Raw genomic sequence first — 15,178 nt, forward strand, 5'->3', positions numbered from 1 at the left:
ACACTCTGGAAAATAACGATGAAACGCAAACACCTCTGGGTATTAAACCCTTGCCTGCTGGCGATGCTCGCCCCTACGGCCTGGGCAGAAGAACAAAAAAGCGAAGAGCAAATGGTGGTTTCCGCCAGCCGTACGCACCGTACAGTGGCAGAAATGGCGCAGACCACCTGGGTGATTGAGAGCCAGGAAATTGAGCAGCAAGTTCAGGGCGGCAAAGAGATCAAGGACATGCTGGCGCAGTTGATCCCGGGCATGGACGTCAGCGGTCAGGGGCGTACCAACTACGGCATGAACCTGCGCGGCCGCTCAATGATGGTGATGATCGACGGCGTACGTTTGAACTCATCGCGCAGCGACAGTCGCCAGTTGGATTCGATAGATCCCTTTAATATCGATCACATTGAAGTGATCTCCGGTGCTACCTCGCTGTACGGCGGCGGCAGCACCGGCGGCTTGATCAACATCGTTACCAAAAAAGGCCAGAAAGAGCAGCAGGTTGAACTGCAGATCGGCGGTAAAACCGGCTTTGGCGGCCACACCGACCACGACGAGAACGTAGCGGCAGCGGTCAGCGGCGGCAACGACAACGCCTCGGGCCGGTTGTCGGTCTCCTATCAGCGCTACGGTGGCTGGTATGACGGCAAGGGCAACGAAGTCCTGATTGATAATACTCAGACCGGCCTGCAATATTCCGATCGCCTCGACGTGATGGGCACCGGCACTATCAATATCGATGACCACCAGCAGTTGCAGTTGACCACTCAGTATTACAAAAGCCAGTCCGATGGCGACCATGGCCTGTTCCTGGGGGAAAATTTCGCCGCGGTGACCGGCAGCGCCAAGGCGTACAACAGCGGTAATCTCAATTCGGATCGTATTCCAGGCACCGAACGCCACCTGATCAACCTGCAGTACTCCAACACCGATTTCCTCGGCCAGGATCTGGTGGCGCAGGTCTACTATCGCGATGAGTCGCTGACCTTCTATCCGTTCCCGACGCTGGCAGGCAAAGCCCCGGATTATTACGTCAGCAGCATCGGCGCTTCCCAGCAAAAGACCGACTTTTACGGCGGCAAACTGACGCTGAACAGCAAGCCGATCGAGGCCCTGACGTTAACCTACGGCATCGACGCCGAGCATGAGACGTTCAACTCCAACCAGCAGTTCTTCGATCTGGCGAAAGCGCAGCAGTCTGGCGGTATGGACCTGCAAAACGCCTATAACACCGGGCGCTACCCAGGCTACAGCACCACCAACCTGGCGTCCTTCCTGCAGGCAAGCTACGACATCAACCCTATCTTTACCCTGAGCGGCGGCGTGCGCTACCAGTACACCGAAAACAAGATTGATGACTTCGTCGGCTACAACCAGCAGCAGGCTATCGCTACCGGCGCCGCCACCTCGGCTGATGCTATCCCGGGCGGGAAAACGGACTACAACAACGCCCTGTTCAACGCCGGCCTGTTGGCACACCTGACCGAACGTCAGCAGACCTGGATCAACTTCTCGCAGGGTTACGAGATCCCGGATCCGGGCAAATATTACGGCAACGGTACCTATGCGCTGAACAACGGCCACTACCAGTTGAACAAAAGCGTCAACGTTGGCGACTCCAAGCTGGAAGGCATTAAGGTTAACTCCTACGAACTTGGCTGGCGTTACACCGGCGATAACCTGCGCACGCAGATTGCCGGCTACTACTCCCTGTCCGATAAGAGTATTTCGATCAACAAAACCGACATGACCATTAACGTCAACTCGGACAAACGCCGTATTTACGGGATGGAAGGCGCGGTCGATTACTTCTTCGAAGACAGCGACTGGAGTGCGGGCACCAACTTTAACTTCATCCGCTCCGAGACCAAGGTCAACGGCGAATGGAAAAAGCTGGTAGTGGATACCGCCAGCCCATCCAAAGTGACTGCCTATGTCGGCTGGGCGCCGGGCGACTGGAACCTGCGCCTGCAGTCACAGCAGACTTTCGACGTATCGGATGACGGCGATTACACCAAGGCAGGCTCTACCCAGGGACGTAAAATTGATGGCTACAACACCATCGATTTCCTCGGCAGCTACGCGTTGCCGGTGGGTAAACTCAGCTTCAGCGTGGAAAACCTGCTGGATAAGGAATACACCACCGTTTGGGGCCAGCGCGCACCCATTCTCTATAGCCCGACCTATGGCTCACCCGAGCTTTACAGCTATAAAGGCCGCGGCCGTACCTTTGGTCTGAACTACTCCGTACTGTTCTGATCCATGCCCGAGCGCAATCCTGCGCTCAAACATAACGAAAAGGGCCACATCGGCCCTTTTTTACTTCTTAAAAGGATGCTGTGCCAGCCAGTGGTCAGCAATATCCTGGCGTCGACATACCCAAACCCGATCGTATTGCTCGATATAGTCCAGGAATCGCTGCAGCGCGCGAAACTTGCCCGGACGGCCCAATAAACGGCAGTGCATGCCGATCGACAGCATCTTCGGCGACTCCTCGCCTTCGGCATACAGCACGTCGAAGCTGTCTTTCAGATAGGTAAAGAACTGCTCTCCGGTGTTAAACCCCTGTGGCGAGGCAAAGCGCATATCGTTGGCCTCGAGGGTATAGGGTACGATCAGGTGCGGCTTTGTTTCACCATTGGCGCACTGCACCTCGGTCCAGAACGGTAAATCGTCTCCGTAATAGTCGCTGTCGTATTGCAAGCCACCGTGCTCTACCACCAAACGACGGGTATTGGGACTGTCCCGCCCGGTATACCAACCGAGCGGTGCCTGGCCGAACAGATCCCGCAATACCGTCATCGCCTGCTGCATGTGCTGCCGTTCGGTCACTTCATCCATCTGCTGATAGTGGATCCAGCGCCAGCCGTGGCTGACCACATCGTAACCGGCGTTTTTAATCGCTTCGACCACCTGCGGGTTACGCGCCAGCGCCATCGCCACGCCAAACACCGTCAAGGGCAGGCCGCGACGCTGAAACTCATCGTGGATGCGCCAGAACCCGGCGCGTGAACCATATTCGTAAAGGGAATCCATCGACATATGCCGTTCTGGATAGCTGGCCGCACCGATGATATCGGAAAGAAACTGTTCGGAGCCGGCGTCGCCATGCAGCACGTTGTTTTCAGCCCCTTCCTCATAATTGAGGACAAACTGCACCGCGATGCGCGCCTGACCAGGCCAACGAGCATGCGGCGGACGACCGGCGTAGCCGATCAAATCACGGGGATAATCTTTATTGAACGCGAAATCACTCATCGTTGTTTCCCCTTACCGATCACCCGTTAAAATGACTGAACATGCCGGACAAAGGTTTTGCCCGCGGAAAATCCAGATCGCCGTGCTTGCTGGTGCTCAGACCGAGCGCGCTTAGCGATTCGATCATTTTTACCGCGGCGCTGACGCCGTCGATCACCGGGATCCCCAATTCCAGCGTCAGTTCGCGCGCCAAATCGGCCATGCCGCCGCAGCCAAGCACAATCGCCCCGCTGCCATCCTGTTGCTTAGCCCGGATGCACTGCTCACGCACTTTTTGCTGAGCCCGACCGCTGCCGTCCTCCAGCGCCAACACCGGCAGATCAATCGCATGCAGCGCCGCACAGTGCCGCTCAAAACCGTATTGATGCAGTAAATGCCTTGCAATGACCAACGTGCGCGGCAGCGTGGTAACAATGGAAAAACGCGTCGCCACCAGCGTCGCCATGTGCATTGCCGCCTCGGCGATACCGACCACCGGCTTGTCGGCCAGCTCACGCGCGGCCAGCAAACCCGGATCGCCAAAGCAAGCAATGACATGACCGCTCACACCGGCTTCTCGGCCGGCTTTCACCTGCTGCAAAACGCCAATGGCAGCAATGGCTTCGTCAAAATGTCCCTCTATCGATGGCGCCCCTTCCTGCGGGCAGACCGCCAGGATTTCGGTGCCCGGCGCAGCCACCGCACACGCCGCAGCGGCGATGGTTTCGGTCATTGCCTGGCTGGTGTTCGGATTGATGACCTGAATAATGCAGCGAGTTGTCATAGCGTCTCCCGCGGATCGGCGTCGGCAAAAATATGGGCGAAATCCGGCGTTTCATTCGCGTCGTGGTTAAACCGTAAATTAGCCACAATATCGTCAAAATGGCGGACCATATGATCTGCCAGCGCCGCGCTGTCTTTCCCCCTCAACAGCGCCAGCAAATCGCTGTGATCGTGGCAGCGACACCCCTGCTGCCAGGGTGAACCATAAACGGCAATCGCCAGCGACGATCGCAAAGTGAGCTGCGACACCATTTCGGTCAGCACCTGATTACCGGCGATAGCCTGCAGTTGAACGTGGAACGCGGCGGACAGGCGGATCGCCGCAGCGCCGTCCTGATCGCGGTGCGCCTGCTGTTCCTGCGCCACGATCTCCTCCATCGCCAGCAGATGCTTTTCGTCGCAGTGGGCAAGCACCTGCGGCAGGTTGGTGCATTCCAGCATCTTGCGCGTCCGGAATACCTGGGTTGCCTCGTCCTGCCCGGGCGTAGCCACCTGTGCACCACGTTTGGGCAGTTGGGTCACCAATTGCACTGCGGCAAGGCGCTGCAGCACCCGACGGATCCCGGTTCGGCTTACGCCGAAGGTCTCGGCCAAGGCTTCTTCCGGCAATTTGCTGCCGGGCAGCAACCGATGTTCGACAATGGCTTTCACCAACGAGTTGTAAATATGATCGTCTTTATCTTCAATGAAATAAGTGGCCTGTTGCCCATGCCACGCGGCGTTGGTACCGATCGTCGTGCCGACCATTTTTCTGCTCCCCGTCCCCTTGAATAGTCAAATCGTATACAAGATGAAGATATTTTGTATACAAAAAAGAAAAGTCTGGCCTGGATCCTGCAAAAGCCCTCTCAGCAACCTTTGCCAAAAAACAGATAACAACATCCGGGTGACGTTCTTGAGAGGAGCACGATTTATGCCAAACCCTAATGAAAACTACAGTCCCAAGCTGTGCAACGACGATCTGGCACCAACGCGTGACCAGAACTGGAGCTGGTACAACATTTTTTCTTTCTGGATGTCCGATGTACACAGCATGGGCGGCTATGTGGTGGCCGCCAGCTTCTTCGCCCTCGGCCTGTCGAGCTGGCAGGTCCTGATTTGCCTGCTGGTGGGGATTTGCATCGTGCAGTTTTGCGCTAACCTGGTGGCCAAGCCCAGCCAGCTCGGCGGCGTGCCCTACGCCGTATTAAGCCGCCAGGCGTTTGGCGTGTTCGGCGCCAATATCCCGGCGGTGATCCGCGGCATGATCGCCTTCGCCTGGTATGGCATCCAAACCTATCTGGCCTCCAACGCGCTGATGCTCACACTGCTGAAATTCTTCCCGTCGCTGGAACCGATGACCCTGCCGCATTTTCTTGGGCTGTCGCAGCTTGGCTGGGTTTGTTACATCACCATGTGGCTGCTGCAGGCGATGGTGTTTTGGCACGGTATGCAGGCAATTAAGCGTTTTATCGACATCGCCGGGCCGGCGGTTTACGTGGTGATGTTCGCGCTGGCAGGCTGGATTGTATACCGCGTAGGTTTCTCTAATCTCTCCCTTACTCTGGCGAGCAAAAACCTGAGTGCCGGTGAGCAAGGCTGGCTGATGCTGACCGCCACCGCGCTGGTGGTTTCTTACTTCTCCGGCCCGCTGCTTAACTTCGGCGACTTTACCCGCTACGGAAAAAGTTTTGCTGAGGTACAGCGCGGCAATCGCTGGGGTTTACCCTTCAACTATCTGCTGTTTTCGTTGGTCACCGTGGTGATCGTTTCCGGCACCCTGCCATTGTTCGGGCAACTGATCACCGATCCGATCGAAACCGTCACCCGCCTCGACAGCGATATCGCCGTGGCCCTTGGGTTGCTGACGATGATCGTCGCCACCATCGGCATCAATATCGTGGCCAACTTTGTCTCGCCGGCCTTTGATTTTTCCAACTGTTCGCCGCAGAAGATCAGCTTCCGTACCGGCGGGATGATTGCCGCCGTCGGCTCGTTCCTGTTGACCCCCTGGAACCTGTTCCAGTCACCCGAGCTGATTCACTACACGCTGGACGTATTAGCGGCCTTTATCGGCCCGTTGTTCGGCATTCTGTTGGTGGATTTCTACATTATCAAACGCGGTGAACTGCACGTCGACGACCTGTACAATGCCACGCCAGGCGGCCGTTACTGGTATAAAAACGGCTTCAATCCGAATGCGATTTGGGCACTGGTACCCTCAGTGATTATCGGGTTGGCGATCAGCTTCACGCCGAGTTTGCATCAGGTGGCTAACTTCAGTTGGTTTATCGGGGCAGCGTTGGGTGGGGGATGTTATCGGATCATTGCTCGCCGGGAGTGGGCAGCCAATCAGGCGGTGACCTTCGCCAAAACGCAATTGAGCAAAGATTAAAAACAACGAAGCCCTGAGTTATTACTAACTCAGGGCTTCTAAATGTTGGCGGAACGGACGGGGCTCGAACCCGCGACCCCCTGCGTGACAGGCAGGTATTCTAACCAACTGAACTACCGCTCCGCGCCGTTCTTCTCTTGCGAGAGGAACGAGGCGCATATTACGGTTGAGCCACTATGTCGTCAATGCCTTTTTCTTACCAAATGAACCGTTTGCACAGTTTTTCAGCTAACGGAACCCTAAGGTGATAACGCCCGGTTTATTTACGGCGAAAATACCGTTATTCCGCTTCCGCACGCCACAGGCAACTGCCGCCCTTTTTCGCCACCAAATCCAGACGCGCCTCATGGGCCATCACTTCTTCATCGCTGGCGTAGACCACTTTCATTGCCGTTGCCGGACGCACAATGCGCTGAATGTCCTGCGTCGAATTGTTGTTTTGCGTATCCCCTTCCATCTGGAAGGCCATTGACGTCTGACCGCCGGTCATCGCCAGATAGACTTCCGCCAGGATCTCGGCATCGAGCAATGCGCCGTGTAGCGTACGCTTGCTGTTGTCTATCTCATAACGACTGCACAGGGCGTCGAGGTTGTTGCGCTTGCCCGGGAACAGGCGACGCGCCATTAACAGGCTGTCGGTGATGGTGCAGAAGGTATCGGTCTTCGGAATGCCCTGCTGCAGCATGCGGAATTCGTGATCCATAAAGCCGATGTCGAACGCCGCATTATGGATAACTAACTCACCGCCGCGGATAAAGTCGATAAACTCATCGGCAATTTGGTCGAACGTCGGTTTATCCGCCAGGAACTCGTCGCTGATGCCGTGAACCCCATAGGCCTCCGGGTCCACCAGCCGATCCGGCTTGATGTAGACGTGGTAGTGGCGACCGGTCGGGCGACGGTTAATGACCTCGACCGCACCAATTTCAATGATGCGATGGCCTTCGTAATGCACCCCGAGCTTGTTCATACCGGTGGTTTCGGTATCGAGGACAATCTGTCTGGTGGTTGTAGTGATCATATTGCAGTGCTCACAGCGTTCGTTTATGTCAGACTTGGCTTTTATAAAACTGATAGGAAGAGTCTACCAGAGATGCTTAAACAGGTAGAAATTTTCACCGACGGCTCCTGCCTTGGCAACCCGGGTCCCGGTGGTTACGGCGCCATACTGCGCTATAAGCAGACGGAAAAAACCTTTAGCGCGGGCTTCCGCCTGACCACCAACAATCGCATGGAGATGATGGCGGCGATTGTCGCATTGGAAGCGCTGACCACGCCTTGCGAAGTGATCCTCAGCACCGACAGCCAATATGTACGCCAGGGCATTACCAGTTGGATCCATAACTGGAAAAAGCGTGGCTGGAAGACCGCCGACAAAAAGCCGGTCAAGAATGTCGATCTTTGGCAGCGTCTGGACCTGGCCATTCAGCGCCACACCGTCAAATGGGAATGGGTCAAGGGCCACGCCGGCCATCCGGAAAACGAACGCTGCGACGTACTGGCACGCGAGGCGGCCGGCAATCCAACGCAGGAAGACGTGGGTTACAAGCCGGAAAACTAAGGCTGCTTGCGATAACTCTTGGTCGCGCCGACGGCGCGGCTGAGAGAAGGCTTTCGCGCCCCAAACTTCATCGGCGTTGGCGTCAACGGCAAAGTGCGCTTACGCGCCACAATCACGCTCATACACCCCAGCGCCGGTAAATGGGTGCACAAAAACTTCCCGCCCTTACGCTGCCACGGCAGCACGTGAAAACGCGACTGATGCAACACCTCATAATTCAACAGGCTCAGCCAGTCCAGCAGGCGCATTTGAGTAAACATCCGGCTGACGTAAGGCTGGCGGCGGCGTAACCCTGGCACCAGTTTCCCCAACCCCAACAGACTGAACGGGTTGAAGCTGCTGATCACCAGCCAGCCGTCGTCGATCAACACGCGATCGACTTCACGCAGCATGCGGTGCGGATCGTCAGCATAGGATAGCGTGTGTGCCAGCAAACAGGCATCTACCGACTTGGCGGCGAAGGGCAATTGGTAAGCATCTGCGACTACCTGCAGGTTATCGCCTTCCAGGCTGACGTTGACCTGGTGGGAAATGGCGCATTTATCCGTTGCCAGACTGGCGCTGAGATTACCGATTTTCAGCAGGTGGAAACCAAACAGCTTCGGCCACCAGGGTTGCAACTGCCGCTCTAGCGCCTCACGATAGTATTCCCCCCACGGCAACTCGGCCCAAGACTGTGGGCTGGCGAGCTTTTGTAGAGTATGGGCTGGTTTCATGATTTATTATCTTCTTTCAAGCCGTTGCCAACGAGAGGTCCAAGATGAATCTTATCAGTATTCCCGCCTTCCAGGACAATTACATTTGGTTGTTAGATAACCAGCAGGGGCACGGCATCATTGTCGATCCCGGTGAGGCACAGCCGGTGCTTGATGCGCTGGAACGCCTGAATTTGACGCCTGACGCGATTCTGTTGACCCACCATCATCACGATCACGTCGGTGGCGTAGCGCAAATTGTGGCACGCTATCCTGGGCTGAAGGTCTATGGGCCACAGGAAACTGCCGACAAAGGCGCTAACCACATCGTTCATGACGGAGAAACCCTCGAGATCGATGGCCGAAAATTCGCCGTAATCGCGGTTCCCGGACATACCTTGGGTCATATTGCATTCTATAGCGCCCCTTATCTTTTCTGCGGAGACACTATTTTTTCTGCCGGCTGCGGCAGGCTGTTTGAAGGGACCGCAGAACAAATGTACGACTCATTTCAACAACTCGCGCAACTTCCCGATAACACCTTAATTTGTTGCGCGCATGAATATACACTTTCAAATCTTAAGTTTGCGCGGGCTATTTTGCCGGAAGATCGAGGAATTGAAACATATCAGCAACAAGTTGAAGCGTTACGGGCAAAAGGCCTGCCTAGCGTCCCCACTCAGCTACAATTAGAGCGTAAAATTAACCTATTTTTACGCTGTCATGACACTGATTTACAAATAAAATTAGGCTTTCACTCGCCACCACAGCACCTTCATTCGGTTTTTTCCGAATTACGCCTGCGAAAAGACAACTTCTGAGCTTTTAGTTGTGTTATTTGACGAAGCAAAGTATGATTGCTCGTCTTTTAAGCAACTACATTGACACACACATGAAGGCTAAAGCGATATTTCTCGCCTCAGTCTTGCTAGTGGGGTGCCAGTCGTCCAGGCAGGACGCACCGGCCCCAGAACAGCATGCACAGAGTTTGTCTTCGGCAGGTCAAGAGAGTGAAGCAGGAGAGTACACAGCGAATGGTCGAGCGAGCTCGGCGCGGTGGCTAGATAATAATAGTGGTGCCGCGCAACAGAACCTGTGGAACTTCATTAGCGACGAGCTGAAGATGGAGGTTCCGGAAAATTCCCGGATCCGTGATCAAAAAAGAAAGTACCTAAAAAGTAAGAGCTATCTCCACGATGTAACATTACGGGCAGAGCCGTACATGTACTGGATAGTCGGGCAGATTAAGAAACGCAATATGCCGATGGAACTGGTACTGCTACCCATAGTGGAGAGCGCTTTTGACCCACACGCCACGTCAAGTGCCAACGCCGCAGGGCTATGGCAAATCGTGCCGCAAACGGGTCGCAATTATGGTTTGAAAAACAACCAGTGGTATGACGGGCGACGCGATGTCGTCGCCTCGACGACTGCTGCGCTTGATATGATGCAGTATTTGAACCGCATGTTTAACGGTGACTGGTTACTGACCGTTGCCGCTTATAACAGTGGTGAAGGCCGTGTCATGCAAGCGGTTAAGGCGAATAAACGCCAGGGTAAGCCAACCAATTTCTGGGCATTGTCGCTTCCGCGTGAAACGTCAATTTATGTTCCGAAAATGCTGGCGCTGAGCGACATCATTAAAAACAGCAAGAAGTACGGTATCAATCTTCCGAAGACTGATAATACCCGTGCACTGGCGCGTATCGATGTTGGGCAGCAAATACAGTTAACTCAGGCGGCTGAGATGGCTGGGCTTTCAATCACCAAGATGAAAGCTTATAACCCAGGCTACAAAAAAGGCGTTACGGCACCCAACGGGCCCCATTACATTATGGTTCCCAAAGGTCATGCCGATCAGCTGAAAGACTCGTTGGCCGATGGCCAGATCGCAGTGACTCAGCCAACCACTCAGTTGGCGAAGAATAGCGGTTTGACAGGCGGTAGCTCGTATAAGGTTCGCTCCGGCGACACGGTATCGGGCATTGCCAAGCGGTTGAATATTAAGTCCAGCGATTTGCAGAGTTGGAACAACTTACGTGCCAAGAGCACCTTAAAAGTTGGGCAAACCCTGCAAGTGGCCAGCAACACCGGCAGTAACAGCAGTATCACCTATCAGGTTCGCAAAGGTGATTCGCTGGCCAGTATTGCACGTCGTCACGGCGTCGATATTAACGACGTGATGCGTTGGAACTCAACGCTAGCCAAGGCTAACAATCTGCAACCGGGTCTGAAATTGACCCTGTTTGTCAGTGATAAGTCGTCGCCGGATACCTAAATTTTCGGCACAAAAAAAGCACCCTTCGGGGTGCTTTTTTATTGTCTGAATACGGACGATAATCACCAGTGCGGTTTGTCCGCCTCGGGATGAAACTCCACCAGCAGCGGATTATGGTCTGACGCGCTGGTCACCAGCACCGAAGCCTCCGCCACGCCCATATTGCGATAAAACACAAAGTCCAGCGGGCGGCCAAACGCCTTACGACGATGATCGTCCGTGAAGTTCACCTCACGCAGTGCCATATCGCTGGCGAACTGATACAGCGCATTGATTCGTTTGCGGCTCCAGGCATTAAAATCCCCGGCCATAATCACCGGCCCGTGGTGGTTGGCAATCTGCTCACCAATCGGCCCCAGTTGCTTACTGTAGACGTCCACGCCCAGGCTGAAGTTCACCGCATGAATATTTACGACCATCAAAAGCTGGCCGTTAAACAACGGGTAGACGGTGATTAACGCCGATTTGGCCAGCCGCAGCAGTGGTTCGCGTTCGCGTAATGGGCAGCAATACACCGGATGCGCTGCCGCCAAAGTCATCACGCCCGAAGGGTGTTGCGGCAATACAAAAGCCGGCACCTGATCGGCAGCCAGATAGTTTGACGTGGCAAAGCTCACCAGTTCAGGCGTGGTTTGCGCCTCCTGCAGCAGGACCAGTTGCGCATCCTTGCCATAGCTTTTCAACACCGAGAGCCAGTCTGCCCGTTGCTGTTTAAAGATGTTCCACACCATCACTCGCAACGCGCCGGACGTAGGCAATGCAGCCCCGGGCGGCAGCGGTTGATTAATGGCGCCAGGGAAAATTCGCTCAACTGGCTGACCTGCAACATACCTCATTGCATAAGTTCGTTTCGGCACGCTATTCGCCTATTTCCCATTAGGATGAAACTGACGGTGACATTCCCGCCAACATTGAATCGATTATACGCCTGCCCTCACCTGACGGCATGGCTTTTACGGGGTATATCCTTTCCAGTTATAGGGGCGTGAGGTAGGGATTTCAATCTTCTGACAGTATATGTGTGTAAAGGTTAGCGGTGATCGATGATAAATGCGAAAAGGCCCGCATTTTGCGGGCCAGATAAGGGGAAGGTGCTGCTATCAAGCCAATTGCTGCCGGCACTTCTTATCCAGACGCCCGCTAACCCCCACCAGCAGCAGAGCCACCAGCACGATCAGCGCACCAATCCACGGCGTTTGCGCCAGGCCCAGCGTGGATACGGTCTGACCGCCGATGACCGATCCCAGAGCAATGCCCACGTTGAAAGCTGCGATGTTCAGACCGGAAGCGACATCTACCGCATTCGGCGTGTACTGTTCGGCTTTCTGCACCACGTAAACCTGCAGCCCCGGTACGTTACCGAAGGCGAATACGCCCATCACCACCACCGTCATCAGCGCTGCGATGCTATGGCTGGCTGTGAACTGGAACACCAGCAGCAAAACGGCCAGCGCGGCAAAGATAAAGCTGAGGGCACGGACGGCACCATGGCGGTCAGCCAATTTTCCGCCCCAAATGTTGCCAATCGCTACCGCAATGCCGTAGGCCAGCAGGATCCAACTGACCGCGGGGGCGGAGAACCCCGCCAGTTCCTGCATCATTGGCGCCAGGAAGGTGAAGGTGGTGAATACGCCACCGTAACCCAGCGCGGTGATGGCGTAAATCAGCAGCAGGCGTGGATGAGTCAGCACTTTAAACTGCTCGCCAATGCTGGCGCTGGCCTGATTTTTAATGTTGTTGGGTACCAGGATGACGCTGGCCACCGTGGCAATCACGCCAATAAGCGACACCGCCAGGAAGGTTTCACGCCAGCCAAAATGCTGGCCGATAAAGGTCCCCAAGGGTACCCCTGTCACCAACGCCACGGTCAGGCCGCCGAACATAATGGCGATCGCCGAGGCGGCTTTCTCTTTCGCAACCAGGCTGGTAGCGATAGTAGAGCCGATGGAGAAGAATACCCCGTGGGCCAGGCCGGTCAACAAGCGGGCCACGACCAACGACTCGTAGCTCGGCGACTGCCAGGCCAGCAGGTTGCCGAGGGTAAACAGCACCATCAGGCTGATCAGCAGCAGCTTGCGCGGTACGCGGCCGGTTAAAGCAGTCAGTACCGGCGCACCAATCGCCACGCCGATAGCATAAATGGTAACCAGCAGCCCGGCGGACGGTACTGTCACTCCCAGTTGTTCCGCGATAGTCGGGATTAGCCCAACGATCACAAACTCGGTAGTACCAATAGCAAAGGCGCTGATGGTCAATGCAAGTAATGCGAGAGGCATCTTTTTTACTCCAAATAGCGTTCAGGTTGATGGCGGCTATTATCGGCCTGTGCTTAAATGATAAAAATGCTCAAAATATCAAATGAATTTTGCCAATGGAGCAACAGTGAAAGCGAATTCCGATGAGTTGATTACTTTCGTGACCGTGGTGGAAAGCGGCAGTTTCAGCCGTGCGGCCGAACGGCTGGATCAGGCCAATTCGGTGGTTAGCCGCACCGTCAAAAAGCTGGAAACCAAGCTCGGAGTCACGCTGCTCAACCGCACGACGCGTCAGATCAGCCTGACACAGGAAGGGGAAAACTATTTCCGCCAGGTGCAGAAGGTACTGAGTGATATGGCCGCGGCGGAGAATGCGCTGATGGAAAGCCGTCAGCGTCCACAGGGGCTGTTGCGCGTCGATGCTGCCACGCCAGTCGTGCTGCACGTATTAACGCCGCTAGTGGCGGAATTTAGGGCCCTGTACCCGGAAATGTCGCTGTCACTGGTGTCTTCAGAGAACTTTATTAACCTGATCGAGCGTAAGGTGGATATTGCCATCCGCGTCGGTGAGTTGACCGACTCCAGCCTGAAGGCACGCAAACTGATGACCAGCTATCGACGCGTGCTGGCCTCCCCTGCCTATTTGGCACAATACGGCATGCCACAAAAGGTGGAAGACCTGGCGCAACACTGCTGCATCGGTTTTAACGATCTGCCCAGTTTGAATCGCTGGCCACTGGCCTGCGCCGACGGTCGGCAGTTGGAAATCACCCCGGGCCTCACCACCAACAGTGGTGAAACTCAGCGTCACCTGTGCCTGCATGGCAACGGCATTGCCTGCCTGTCCGATTTTATGATTAGCGCAGACATCGAGCGCGGCGATCTGGTGCCGATCTTGGTGGAGGAGACGCTGCCGGTCGCCATGCCAATCAATGCGGTGTATTACAGCGACAGTGCCGTCAGCAACCGCCTGCGCAGCTTTATCGATTTTCTCAGCAAACATCTGGGGCAATAAAAAAGGCGCCCGTCTGGGCGCCTCTGATGTAAAGGTACGGAAAATTAATCCCAGTTCGGTGCCAGGCCTTCCGGGCTGACCAAACGGCCATTGCTTTCCAGCTTGGCAATTTCTGCCATTTCCTCACTGCTTAACGTCAACTGCTGCGCCAACAGGTTGCTCGCCAGGTTTTCACGTTTGGTCGATGATGGGATCACCGCGTAACCCAGCTGCAGCGCCCAGGCCAGAATAACCTGTGCCGGAGTGGCATTGCGGCGTGCCGCAATCGCCTTGATGGTCTCATCCTTCAGCGCCTGACCATAGGCCAGCGTCATGTAGGAAGTGATGGCAATGCCGTGCTGCTGGGCAAACTCCACCACTTTGCGGTTTTGCAGGTAGGGCGAGAGCTCAATCTGGTTTGTGGCGATCTGCTCTGCCCCAACGGCGTCAATCGCTTGCTGCATCAGATCCAGAGTGAAGTTGGAAACGCCAATTTGGCGCGTCAGGCCTAATTTTTTCGCCTCCGCCAGTTCGGCCATAAACTCGGCAACAGGAACTTCGTCGTTCGGCGAAGGCCAGTGAATCAGGGTCAGATCAACATAGCCGGTTTGCAACTTGCTCAGGCTCTCTTGCAGGCTCGGGATCAGCTTGCCTTTCGCCAAATTGGCGATCCAGATCTTGGTGGTGATAAACAGCTCTTCACGCGGTACGCCGCTGGCGGCAATCGCCTGCCCCACCGCCGCTTCGTTTTCATAGATTTGCGCCGTATCGATCGCGCGGTATCCCAGCTCGAGTGCCGTAGTGACCGAGTCGATCACCACCTGATCCTGGAGACGGAAGGTGCCTAAACCAAATGCAGGGATGCTCATAATTTTATTCTCTCATTAGGATGTTGAAGCGATATGGGAGGATTATGGCAACTGTTTTGTTGATCAAAAACGCCCTATTGTGCATAAGACTTTTGATTAGATAGCAACAATTGCCGGAGGAAAACCTCCGGCAGTGCA

General features: G+C 55.2%; 14 protein-coding genes and 1 tRNA gene. 6 read left to right on the top strand and 9 right to left on the bottom strand.

Translation table 11 applies throughout. The features are described 5' to 3' along the window. Nucleotides 1–18: 18 nt before the first annotated feature. Nucleotides 19–2,253 (top strand): TonB-dependent siderophore receptor, encoded by a 2,235-nt coding sequence (locus tag AC1RKG_RS15190; RefSeq protein WP_020825333.1) that lies wholly within the window; start codon nt 19–21, stop codon nt 2,251–2,253. A gap of 60 nt (nt 2,254–2,313) precedes the next feature. Here the strand turns inward: AC1RKG_RS15190 and puuE are convergent, their stop codons facing one another. From puuE to AC1RKG_RS15205, 3 genes are read right to left on the bottom strand one after another with little or no spacing between them, the layout of a single operon-like run. Beyond that, on the bottom strand, nt 2,314–3,252 hold the full coding sequence (gene puuE, locus AC1RKG_RS15195; protein WP_020825332.1) for an allantoinase PuuE: 939 nt from the start codon (nt 3,250–3,252) through the stop codon (nt 2,314–2,316). Between the two features lie 19 nt (nt 3,253–3,271). After that, the gene (hpxA, locus tag AC1RKG_RS15200; protein WP_493183385.1) at nt 3,272–4,015 is read right to left on the bottom strand and encodes an allantoin racemase; all 744 of its coding nucleotides are present in this window, start codon (nt 4,013–4,015) and stop codon (nt 3,272–3,274) included. Beyond that, on the bottom strand, nt 4,012–4,761 hold the full coding sequence (locus AC1RKG_RS15205) for a GntR family transcriptional regulator (RefSeq protein WP_493183387.1): 750 nt from the start codon (nt 4,759–4,761) through the stop codon (nt 4,012–4,014). The genes hpxA and AC1RKG_RS15205 overlap by 4 nt, the downstream gene beginning before the upstream one ends. A 166-nt stretch (nt 4,762–4,927) precedes the next feature. On the opposite strand from AC1RKG_RS15205, the gene AC1RKG_RS15210 reads away from it, so the two are divergent. Next, a complete protein-coding gene (locus tag AC1RKG_RS15210) occupies nt 4,928–6,388 on the top strand; it encodes an NCS1 family nucleobase:cation symporter-1 (protein ID WP_261156662.1) in 1,461 nt (486 codons plus the stop codon). A 46-nt stretch (nt 6,389–6,434) separates the two neighbouring features. On the opposite strand, the gene AC1RKG_RS15215 is transcribed toward AC1RKG_RS15210, so the two are convergent. Both AC1RKG_RS15215 and dnaQ read right to left on the bottom strand, forming a co-directional pair. Continuing rightward, a tRNA-Asp gene (locus AC1RKG_RS15215) sits at nt 6,435–6,511 on the bottom strand. Nucleotides 6,512–6,668: 157 nt separating this feature from the next. Then, a complete protein-coding gene (gene dnaQ, locus AC1RKG_RS15220; protein ID WP_373417546.1) occupies nt 6,669–7,409 on the bottom strand; it encodes a DNA polymerase III subunit epsilon in 741 nt (246 codons plus the stop codon). A 72-nt stretch (nt 7,410–7,481) separates the two neighbouring features. On the opposite strand from dnaQ, the gene rnhA reads away from it, so the two are divergent. Continuing rightward, entirely contained in the window at nt 7,482–7,949 is a 468-nt protein-coding gene (rnhA, locus tag AC1RKG_RS15225) for a ribonuclease HI (protein ID WP_020825327.1), read from the top strand. Here the strand turns inward: rnhA and AC1RKG_RS15230 are convergent. Next, the gene (locus tag AC1RKG_RS15230) at nt 7,946–8,665 is read right to left on the bottom strand and encodes a class I SAM-dependent methyltransferase (RefSeq protein WP_020825326.1); all 720 of its coding nucleotides are present in this window, start codon (nt 8,663–8,665) and stop codon (nt 7,946–7,948) included. The two genes, rnhA and AC1RKG_RS15230, sit on opposite strands and share 4 nt — an antisense overlap. Nucleotides 8,666–8,709: 44 nt before the next feature. Here AC1RKG_RS15230 and gloB point away from each other — a divergent pair, with 44 nt between their 5' ends. Both gloB and mltD read left to right on the top strand, forming a co-directional pair. Then, nucleotides 8,710–9,465, top strand: a complete 756-nt coding sequence (gene gloB / locus AC1RKG_RS15235) for a hydroxyacylglutathione hydrolase (RefSeq protein WP_493183390.1) — start codon at nt 8,710–8,712, stop codon at nt 9,463–9,465. Nucleotides 9,466–9,536: 71 nt separating this feature from the next. Continuing rightward, nucleotides 9,537–10,922, top strand: a complete 1,386-nt coding sequence (mltD, locus tag AC1RKG_RS15240) for a murein transglycosylase D (protein WP_170868526.1) — start codon at nt 9,537–9,539, stop codon at nt 10,920–10,922. Between the two features lie 62 nt (nt 10,923–10,984). Here mltD and AC1RKG_RS15245 read toward each other — a convergent pair whose 3' ends face one another. After that, nucleotides 10,985–11,779: an endonuclease/exonuclease/phosphatase family protein gene (locus AC1RKG_RS15245; protein WP_071844577.1), complete on the bottom strand. Its 795-nt coding sequence runs from the start codon at nt 11,777–11,779 to the stop codon at nt 10,985–10,987. Nucleotides 11,780–12,022: 243 nt separating this feature from the next. Continuing rightward, nucleotides 12,023–13,198: an MFS transporter gene (locus AC1RKG_RS15250; RefSeq protein ID WP_493183392.1), complete on the bottom strand. Its 1,176-nt coding sequence runs from the start codon at nt 13,196–13,198 to the stop codon at nt 12,023–12,025. Between the two features lie 106 nt (nt 13,199–13,304). Between AC1RKG_RS15250 and yafC the strand changes: the two genes are divergently transcribed. Beyond that, nucleotides 13,305–14,192 (top strand): DNA-binding transcriptional regulator YafC, encoded by an 888-nt coding sequence (gene yafC, locus AC1RKG_RS15255; protein ID WP_020825320.1) that lies wholly within the window; start codon nt 13,305–13,307, stop codon nt 14,190–14,192. A 44-nt stretch (nt 14,193–14,236) separates the two neighbouring features. Here yafC and dkgB read toward each other — a convergent pair whose 3' ends face one another. Then, nucleotides 14,237–15,040, bottom strand: a complete 804-nt coding sequence (gene dkgB, locus AC1RKG_RS15260) for a 2,5-didehydrogluconate reductase DkgB (protein WP_020825319.1) — start codon at nt 15,038–15,040, stop codon at nt 14,237–14,239. Between the last annotated feature and the right edge of the window lie 138 nt (nt 15,041–15,178).

This window comes from Serratia sp. GW822-FHT06D09, from assembly GCF_058799515.1.

What these genes read in the sequence shown, in the direction of transcription:
- AC1RKG_RS15250 (WP_493183392.1), bottom strand. Translation starts at nt 13,198, where the DNA reads ATGCCTCTCGCATTACTTGCATTGACCATCAGCGCCTTTGCTATTGGT.
- AC1RKG_RS15210 (WP_261156662.1), top strand. Translation starts at nt 4,928, where the DNA reads ATGCCAAACCCTAATGAAAACTACAGTCCCAAGCTGTGCAACGACGAT.
- hpxA (WP_493183385.1), bottom strand. Translation starts at nt 4,015, where the DNA reads ATGACAACTCGCTGCATTATTCAGGTCATCAATCCGAACACCAGCCAG.
- AC1RKG_RS15205 (WP_493183387.1), bottom strand. Translation starts at nt 4,761, where the DNA reads ATGGTCGGCACGACGATCGGTACCAACGCCGCGTGGCATGGGCAACAG.
- mltD (WP_170868526.1), top strand. Translation starts at nt 9,537, where the DNA reads ATGAAGGCTAAAGCGATATTTCTCGCCTCAGTCTTGCTAGTGGGGTGC.
- AC1RKG_RS15190 (WP_020825333.1), top strand. Translation starts at nt 19, where the DNA reads ATGAAACGCAAACACCTCTGGGTATTAAACCCTTGCCTGCTGGCGATG.
- rnhA (WP_020825327.1), top strand. Translation starts at nt 7,482, where the DNA reads ATGCTTAAACAGGTAGAAATTTTCACCGACGGCTCCTGCCTTGGCAAC.
- dnaQ (WP_373417546.1), bottom strand. Translation starts at nt 7,409, where the DNA reads ATGATCACTACAACCACCAGACAGATTGTCCTCGATACCGAAACCACC.
- AC1RKG_RS15230 (WP_020825326.1), bottom strand. Translation starts at nt 8,665, where the DNA reads ATGAAACCAGCCCATACTCTACAAAAGCTCGCCAGCCCACAGTCTTGG.
- dkgB (WP_020825319.1), bottom strand. Translation starts at nt 15,040, where the DNA reads ATGAGCATCCCTGCATTTGGTTTAGGCACCTTCCGTCTCCAGGATCAG.
- gloB (WP_493183390.1), top strand. Translation starts at nt 8,710, where the DNA reads ATGAATCTTATCAGTATTCCCGCCTTCCAGGACAATTACATTTGGTTG.
- puuE (WP_020825332.1), bottom strand. Translation starts at nt 3,252, where the DNA reads ATGAGTGATTTCGCGTTCAATAAAGATTATCCCCGTGATTTGATCGGC.